At 61.0% G+C, this 7719-nt stretch carries 5 protein-coding genes; all 5 read left to right on the top strand.

Features of this window, described 5'->3' with window-relative positions; all coding sequences use genetic code 11:
- The first annotated feature begins 207 nt into the window (after positions 1 to 207).
- The 5 genes from ACK543_RS04740 to ACK543_RS04720 all read left to right on the top strand — a co-directional run bounded on the left by ACK543_RS04740 (position 208) and on the right by ACK543_RS04720 (position 7712).
- A complete protein-coding gene (locus ACK543_RS04740; protein ID WP_409941702.1) occupies positions 208 to 1326 on the top strand; it encodes an acyltransferase family protein in 1119 nt (372 codons plus the stop codon).
- A gap of 390 nt (positions 1327 to 1716) precedes the next feature.
- Positions 1717 to 1896, top strand: a complete 180-nt coding sequence (locus tag ACK543_RS04735) for a hypothetical protein (protein ID WP_409941701.1) — start codon at positions 1717 to 1719, stop codon at positions 1894 to 1896.
- A gap of 290 nt (positions 1897 to 2186) precedes the next feature.
- Positions 2187 to 3206, top strand: coding sequence for a catalase family peroxidase (locus ACK543_RS04730; RefSeq protein ID WP_409941700.1), 1020 nt, complete (start codon positions 2187 to 2189; stop codon positions 3204 to 3206).
- Positions 3207 to 3335: 129 nt separating this feature from the next.
- Positions 3336 to 3803 (top strand): DM13 domain-containing protein, encoded by a 468-nt coding sequence (locus ACK543_RS04725; RefSeq protein ID WP_409941699.1) that lies wholly within the window; start codon positions 3336 to 3338, stop codon positions 3801 to 3803.
- Positions 3804 to 4178: 375 nt separating this feature from the next.
- Positions 4179 to 7712 carry a helicase-related protein gene (locus ACK543_RS04720; RefSeq protein ID WP_409941698.1) on the top strand — a complete coding sequence of 1178 codons (3534 nt, stop codon included), beginning with the start codon at positions 4179 to 4181 and terminating at the stop codon, positions 7710 to 7712.
- The last annotated feature ends 7 nt before the right edge of the window (positions 7713 to 7719 follow it).

Raw genomic sequence — 7719 nt, 5'->3', positions numbered from 1 at the left:
GAAAAATGGAGCCCAAAAGCGCCCTGGAAGGGCCAAGACTAGCGGGAAACGCCGCAGAGTTGCCCAAAAAATAGGCAGCCTGAAAATCCTGCTCTGTTGCGCTTCATCAGGCGTGGAAATCAGGGGTTTTTAGAGGTTCCCTGTGGACAATGCAGGGCTTCCCGGCCCGACGACTCCAACGTCAAGCCCTCCCCAGCCCCTGTTTGCATGCCGCCTGCCTCATCCCGAACGCCGCTGATCGACATGGTCAAGGCGATGGCATGTATTGCCATCGTGTGGCACCACCTTGCCTTCTACGGGCCGATGTCCGATATCGCGTACCCGCTGGCACCCGTGCTCATGGCATGGCTGTACGACCACGGGCGTGTCGCGGTGCAGGTGTTTCTGGTGGTGGCGGGGTATCTTGCCGCCCACAGCCTGGCGCCTGAGGGTGTGGCCCGGTTCTCACACTGGGGCGGCGCTGTAGGCAAGCGCTTCGTGCGGCTGGCGGTACCCTACGCTGCGGCGCTGCTGCTCACCGTGGCCGTTTCCGCACTGGTGCGCCCGTGGATGGATCACCCTTCTGTGCCCGCCGCGCCTACATTCACGCAACTGGTGGCCAATACGCTGCTGCTGCAGGATCTGGTGGGCGAGGAGGCGCTCTCGGCTGGTGTCTGGTATGTCGCCATCGACCTCCAACTGTTCGCATTGAGCGCGCTGATCTGGTCAGCCGCACGATTGATCCCGGGCACCCACATCTGGTGGTTCAACGTCTCGCTGGGGCAGGGCCTTGTGGTGGCAGCGACGGCCGCATCGTTGTGGGTGTTCAACCGGATGCCCTGGCTCGACGCCTGGGCGGTGTACTTCTTTGGCGCCTACGGGCTGGGCATGCTGTCGTTCTGGGCCGTGCAGGCGGTGCGCGCGCAGGGGTGGGTTGCACTCATGCTGCTGTTGGGCGGAGTAGCCCTGGTGATTGACTACCGCAGCCGCATCCTGGTTGCGCTACTGACATCGCTGGGCCTCGTGTGGGCATTGCGTTCGCCATGGCTGCGCAACTGGCAGGGCGTGCGCCCGCTGGTGCTGTTGGGGCAGATGTCCTATTCGGTGTTTCTGGTGCACTTTGCCGTCTGCCTGCTGGTGAACGCAGTGGTCAGCACATTGTGGAACGCATCACCTGCACTGAACGCGCTGGGCATGCTGGTGGCATTTGTGTTGTCGCTGGCGATGGGGCGCTTGCTGTATTGGGGGGTGGAGCGTCGTGTGCCCACCTGGCGCACAGCGCTGCGCTGGCAGTGCGGGCTGATAGGCGCCGGGTTGCTGTTGGCCGTGCCGGTGCAATGGGTGTGAAGGCCCTCATAAATGGCAGCTGGCGTGAATCATCCTAACAACGGCAGTTGGATGTATTTGCCAGGGCTGCTGTTGGGGCGCCAGGCAAGGCGCGACGACGCGGCAGGCTCGTGCCTGCAAGGAGGAGCAACACCGCATGGCGCTTCAAAAGCGGTGCTGGCAAGTGCATAGCGCTATCACCCCCAAGGTGAGGCTGCGAAAACAACCCAAGGCCCGAATCCACGCGGTGTGCGGCAAGATCACAAGCGGTCAACTGCCGTTTTTATTGAGTCGGCATCAACCAACTTGAATGCGTTGATGCGGTTCGAAGCTCTGCGCAAGGCTTCGACAGGCTCAGCCCGAACGGCTGGTTCAAGTTCAAAGGTGCCGACTCAATAGGATCATTTGTCCGTGAATGATATTCGCGCTCCACGGCACCTTGAGAGCCGCGCCGATCGCAGCGAGGCGCTTTCACGCCAAATCCAGGCTATCCGCGCTGAGATCGAGCAGGGATACGGCAGGCCCAGGATGTCAAAGTCACCGGTGGCGTGCGGCTTCCAGATAGGCAAGGTGAAGGCGCTGGATCATTAAGAACAACGGCATCAAGGCCAGCGTTGAGGGGGAGTTCGTCCACGCGCCTGCGCATGGGTGGCTCCAGACGCCCGGTACCTGACGTTCCCTTCACCCGAGCAACGCGCCGCGAAACATTGATTGCCGCGACTGTAACTTTTTCCTGTTCTAACGCGTATTACAGGGCACTGCAGACGACGTGAAGCCCAGGCACTGCAGCAAATTCACTGTTTTACTGATCCTCTTTCTTTCGGCTACCTGCATGACGAAAGTCCGAGGCGCTCAGTAGCGTTTTTACATGGAGAAAATTGATGTACCGCTTTTCAAACACCGCTTATGCCGTTGCTGTTGTGCTGTTCGCATCCGCGACTACAGCGCATGCACAAACCGACAAACTACCGCTGGACCCCAACGCCTTTGTCAACCAGTTTGAGGCCACCTTTGGCAAGTTTGAAGGCGCGCGACGGTCGGGTGCGAAAGGTATCTGTGCGATGGGGGAGTTTGTCGGGACTGCTGATGCCCGTTCGTTATCCGTATCTTCCGCATTCAGTGGCAAACCGGTACCCGTGGTGGTGCGTTTTTCAGTCGGTGGAGCGAATCTCAAGGCGCCGGACAATTCCAGAACGCAAAGAAACCTCGCCCTGCAGTTTGACCTGCCCAACGGCGAACAGTGGATGATGGGCAACATCTCAGCGCCAGTATTTGGGGCAGCAACCCCCGAGCAGTTCTTTGCCCTGTTGGCTTCGCGTCAGCCAGATCCCGCCACCAAGGCGCCGGATCCGGCCAAGGTCAAAGCTTTCAATGACGCCAACCCGGAAGTGCTTTTGTTGCCCAAGTATCTGGCTTCGCAGCCCGTGCCCGCGAGCTTTGCCAGCGTAAACTATTGGGGCGTTCATGGCTTTGGCTTCACCAACGCGGCGGGGGTCACCCAGTTCGGAAAGTGGATTTTTGAACCCGTTGCAGGGGTGCAGGGACTCAGCGACGAGGAGGCAAAGGCCAAAGGAGCAAACTTCCTGTTCGATGATCTACGCCAGCGCGTCAAAGAGGGAAAGGTCGCGTTCAATTTCAACTTGGAGTTGGCACAACCCGGTGACAAGATCGACAGCGCGATCACGCCACTGCCAGAGGGGCGCAAAAAGGTGAATCTGGGGCAGTTGAAGTTGCTTTCGGTGTCTGAAGACGGCGGGGGCGCATGCTTGAACGTCACTTTCAATCCCATGGTGATGCCAAAGGGTGTGGTTGCGTCAGCAGATCCGCTGTTGCCTGCGCGTGCGGCTCCCTACGCAGTATCACTGGGCCGACGTCTGACTGAAGGGTCTAAGCAGCAGTGATGCGGTGGGGTTCGCCCCGGAGTTGGACCTGCCGAGTCAACTCGCTACGGTTGACTACAGTCGTGATCGGGGCACGCTACGGTGGTAGCGTGCCCAAAAAACCAAGACGGAGACTTTAAGCCAATGGCTATGAGAACATTATTTCTGGTGATCTCGCACGGAGCGATGCTGGCCGTCGGTTTCGGTCTTGGGGTCTATTGGCTCCCTATTTTGACGGCACCACCACCGCCCACCGCTTCCGAATTGGCGGCCGTGGTGAACTCTCAGCGGTTCGAGGGAATGTTTCGGCGCGACCTCAAGGACAGCGACGCGCTGCATTGGGGTGAGGGTAAGGTGCTCATCGGCGCTACGAGCATTGCGCTGCAGGGCTCTCTCTCGCCTGGTCCCGACTACAAGCTCTACCTGTCCCCGGAGTTCGTCGAATCGGAGGCCGAATTCAAGCGTTTGAAGGCCAGCATGGTTCAGGTAGGGGACGTTAAAACCTTCCACAATTTCACGGTGCCATTGCCAGCAACGATTGACCCCGCCAAATACAAAGCCGTCATCATCTGGTGTGAGACGTTCAGCGAGTTCATCACCGCCGCGAAATACCAATGAAGGTGTTCGATGCCCCCCGCCGCCCCGTTGGATTGACCGCTGGGGCTGCCTGCTGCGCTTCGTCAGCGACCGCATCGCGCCTGTCATCGGGTCGCCGAAGTGCTCTCCTCTGACGAAAGTTGGGACACTACTGGTTTTGCGTGCATTCTCAACGGATTCCGATGCCACAAAACCACGGGCATGGCCAACCTGTTTTTGTCGTGAGTTGGAAGCTCGCTGGCGGACTGCATCCTGGCACGCTGGAATGGTGCGTTCTGCCTGCTAGACTGACTCGCCGATCAGGCGCTTGGGGGAGTGCATTGGGTTTGTGCCTTGTTCGTCCCGACCCAGGAGTCAGTGCCTGATGTATCCACCGTTCAACGCACTCAGGCGCGCATGCTCAAACTCGAAGAAATCGCTAAGGACGCGCAAATCACCGGGCTGGTCCCTGATGAAGTCGTCAAGGTTGTCAACGTCGAAGAGATAGGCCCCAGTGCCCGCCTTGTGGCCTACCGCAACGCCCAAGGCAAGCTTGATGAGCAGACCATCTTCCGTCACGACGAGCATCGCTTGTCTCTGGCCGTAGCAGGCAAGGCATGGGCTTTTGATGCGGCCCCCGCTGCCTTCAAGCTGGCTTTGGAGGCGTATCGCATCAGCCTGGCCCACCTGTTTGACCCTCTCATGGCGGTGCACACGTCCAACGTCGAGCCCCTGCCGCACCAGATTTCCGCCGTTTACGAAACCATGCTGCCGCGTCAGCCCTTGCGCTTCGTGCTGGCCGACGACCCCGGAGCAGGCAAGACCGTGATGGCGGGCTTGCTGATCAGAGAAATGACCTTGCGCGCCGACGCCCGGCGCGTGCTCATCGTCTCTCCTGGTTCTCTGACGGAGCAGTGGCAAGACGAACTGCGCGAGAAATTCGGACTGGACTTCGAGCTGTTCAGCCGTGAGAAGCAGGAGCAGTGCCACAGCCGCAACTACTTTGCCGAGCAAGACCGCCTGATTGCCCGCTTGGACCAACTCTCGCGCAACGAGGAATACCAGCAGCTGCTGGCACAGACCGAGTGGGACCTGATCGTGGTGGACGAGGCCCACAAGATGTCGGCCAACTACTTCGGCAACAAGGTCAACGAGACAGGTCGATTCAAGCTGGGTAAGTTCCTGGGCGGCCTTACCCGCCACTACTTGCTGATGACGGCTACACCCCACAACGGCAAGGAAGAAGACTTCCAGCTCTTCATGTCGCTGCTGGACGGCGACCGCTTCTATGGCAAGTTCCGCGAGGGTGCCCACAAGGTGGACATCACCGACATGATGCGCCGCATGGTCAAGGAAGAGCTGCTGCGCTTCGACGGCAAGCCGCTGTTCCCGGAGCGCTGCGCGTACACGGTCAACTACACGCTGTCAGATGCCGAGGTGCTGCTGTACGACCAGGTCACCGACTACGTGCGCAACGAAATGGACCGCGCGGACCGGCTGGACGGCAAGCGAAAGGGCACCGTGGGCTTCGCCCTGACTCAGTTGCAGCGCCGACTCGCATCCAGCCCGCAGGCCATCTACACATCGCTGTCACGCCGTCGGAAAAAGCTCGAAGCGCGCCTTGACGAGCTGCAACTCAAAGCACGCGCTGACGTGCTGCGCGAGAACCTGGGTGAATACGTCGTCAAGCGACAGCTGGACTTGCCCGAAGACCTTGATGACGCTGCCGACGAACTCAGCGCCGAGGAATACGAAGCAGTGGCCGACCAGGTGGTGGACCAAGCCACTGCCGCTGAGACCATTCCTGAGCTGCAAGCTGAAATCCTGATCCTGCGGGAGCTGGAAAGTGCCGCCGCATCCGTCGTGCAATCGCGCAGCGACCGCAAGTGGGAAGAGTTTTCGCGCCTGCTGCAAGACGAGCCCGAAATGCGCACCGCCGATGGCCGCCGCCGCAAAATCATCGTGTTCACCGAGCACCGCGACACGCTCAACTACCTGCTGCTGCGCATCCGCGACACGCTGGGCAGTGAACAGGCTGTGGTCACCATCCACGGAGGCATCAACCGTGATGACCGGCGCAAGGTGCAAGAGGAATTCCGCAACGACCCCGACGTACTGGTGCTGCTGGCTACCGATGCGGCAGGGGAGGGCGTCAACCTGCAAAACGCCAACCTCATGGTCAATTACGACCTGCCTTGGAACCCCAACCGCATGGAACAGCGCTTTGGCCGTATCCACCGCATTGGTCAGCGCGAGGTGTGCCACCTGTGGAATCTGGTGGCAGCCCAGACCCGTGAGGGCGAGGTGTTCAATTGCCTGCTTGAAAAGCTGGCCGTGGAGCGCGAAGCCTTGGGCGGGCGGGTGTTCAACGTGCTGGGCGAGGCTTTCGACAACATCTCGCTCAAAGACCTGCTGATCGACGCCATCCGCTACGGCGAAAAGCCCGAAACCCGCGCCCGAATGGAGCAGGTTATCGGCCAGGCGCTGGACACCCAGCACCTGAAAGACCTGATGGCCCGCAATGCCCTGGTCGAAAACCACATGAGCCTGGACGACCTCTACGCCATCCGCGAGGAAATGGACAAGGCCGAGGCCCGCAAGCTCCAACCGCACTTCATCAGCGCATTCTTCCGCGAGGCATTCCGGGTGGTGGGTGGCGAGCTGCGCGACCGCGAGGCGGGCCGCTACGAGGTGCGCCATGTTCCTGCCGATGTCATGGAGCGCGACCGCGTGATCGGCCACACCCGCACCCCCGTGCTGAAAAAGTACGAGCGCATTTGCTTCGACCGCGAGCACCGCACCATCTACGGCAAACCCACGGCAGAACTGGTGCACCCTGGCCACCCCCTGATGGCCGCTGTGACCGACCTGGTGCTGTCCAGCCACCGCAGCCTGCTCAAACGAGGCGCCATTTTGGTGGACCCGCACGACGACAGCATCGAGCCGCGCGTGCTGTTCATGCTGGACCACACTGTGCGCGAAACCGCCGCACCCAACGGCAACACCCCGCGCGATGTCTCCCGCCGATTGCAGTTTGTGGAAATGACGGCTGACGGCAATGCCACCCCCGCGCCGTTTGCCCGCCACCTTGATCTGGTGCCCATCACCAAAGCTCAGGCCGCCCAGGTGGCCGACGTGTTGCAGGCCGACTGGGTGACCCACCACATTGAAGCCCGTGCACTGGCCTACGCCGTGGAACACCTGGTGCCCGACCACACCCAAGAAGTTGCCAGCCGCCGTGAGCGCCAGGCCGACAAACAACTGGCCGCCGTACGCGAGCGCCTGGTCAAAGAAATCCAATACTGGTCAGACCGTGCCATCCGGCTGGACATGGACGTGCGCGCAGGCAAGCAACCCCGCCTGCAACCCGAGAACGCCCGCCGCCGTGCTGAGGAGTTGAGCGCGCGCCTCAAACAGCGCACCGCTGAACTCCAAGCCATGCGCAATGTGGCGTCTGGCACGCCCAACGTGATCGGCGGGGCGCTTGTCATCCCCGCAGGGCTGTTGGCCCAGCGCAGCGGTGTGCCGGGTTTCAGTGCCGACGCAGCAGCCCGTGCCCGCATCGAGCGCGTTGCCATGCAAGCAGTGTTGGATGCCGAACACGCGCTGGGCCACCGCACCAAAGACGTATCTGCTGAAAAGTGCGGCTGGGATATCACCGCCTACGTTGAGCAACCCGAAGGGCTGGCGTTAGAGCACCACATTGAAGTCAAAGGCCGCGCCAAGGGGCAGGACACCATCACCGTCACCAGCAACGAGATTCGCCACGGGCTCAACCAGAAAGACAAGTTCGTGCTGGCTGTGGTGGTGGTGGACGGCGACAGCGCCGAATCGGTGAACTACGTCCCGATGCCATTCACCCAAGAGCCCGACTGGGCCGAGGCGAGCAAGAACCTTGACCTTGGGTTGCTGCTGGGCAGAGCCTTGGAGCCCAAGGTGTTCCATGGGTAGACAAGGG

The sequence above is a fragment of the Acidovorax sp. genome (assembly GCF_046341535.1).
Classification (GTDB): Bacteria; Pseudomonadota; Gammaproteobacteria; order Burkholderiales; family Burkholderiaceae_C; genus Acidovorax.
Note: the sequence above shows the minus strand (reverse complement) of the source record. Positions and strands in the feature narration are given on the sequence as shown.

Bases quoted from the DNA above. Each gene is read 5' to 3' on its own strand.
- ACK543_RS04740 (WP_409941702.1), top strand. From the start codon at position 208: ATGCCGCCTGCCTCATCCCGAACGCCGCTGATCGACATGGTCAAGGCG.
- ACK543_RS04730 (WP_409941700.1), top strand. From the start codon at position 2,187: ATGTACCGCTTTTCAAACACCGCTTATGCCGTTGCTGTTGTGCTGTTC.
- ACK543_RS04725 (WP_409941699.1), top strand. From the start codon at position 3,336: ATGAGAACATTATTTCTGGTGATCTCGCACGGAGCGATGCTGGCCGTC.
- ACK543_RS04720 (WP_409941698.1), top strand. From the start codon at position 4,179: ATGCTCAAACTCGAAGAAATCGCTAAGGACGCGCAAATCACCGGGCTG.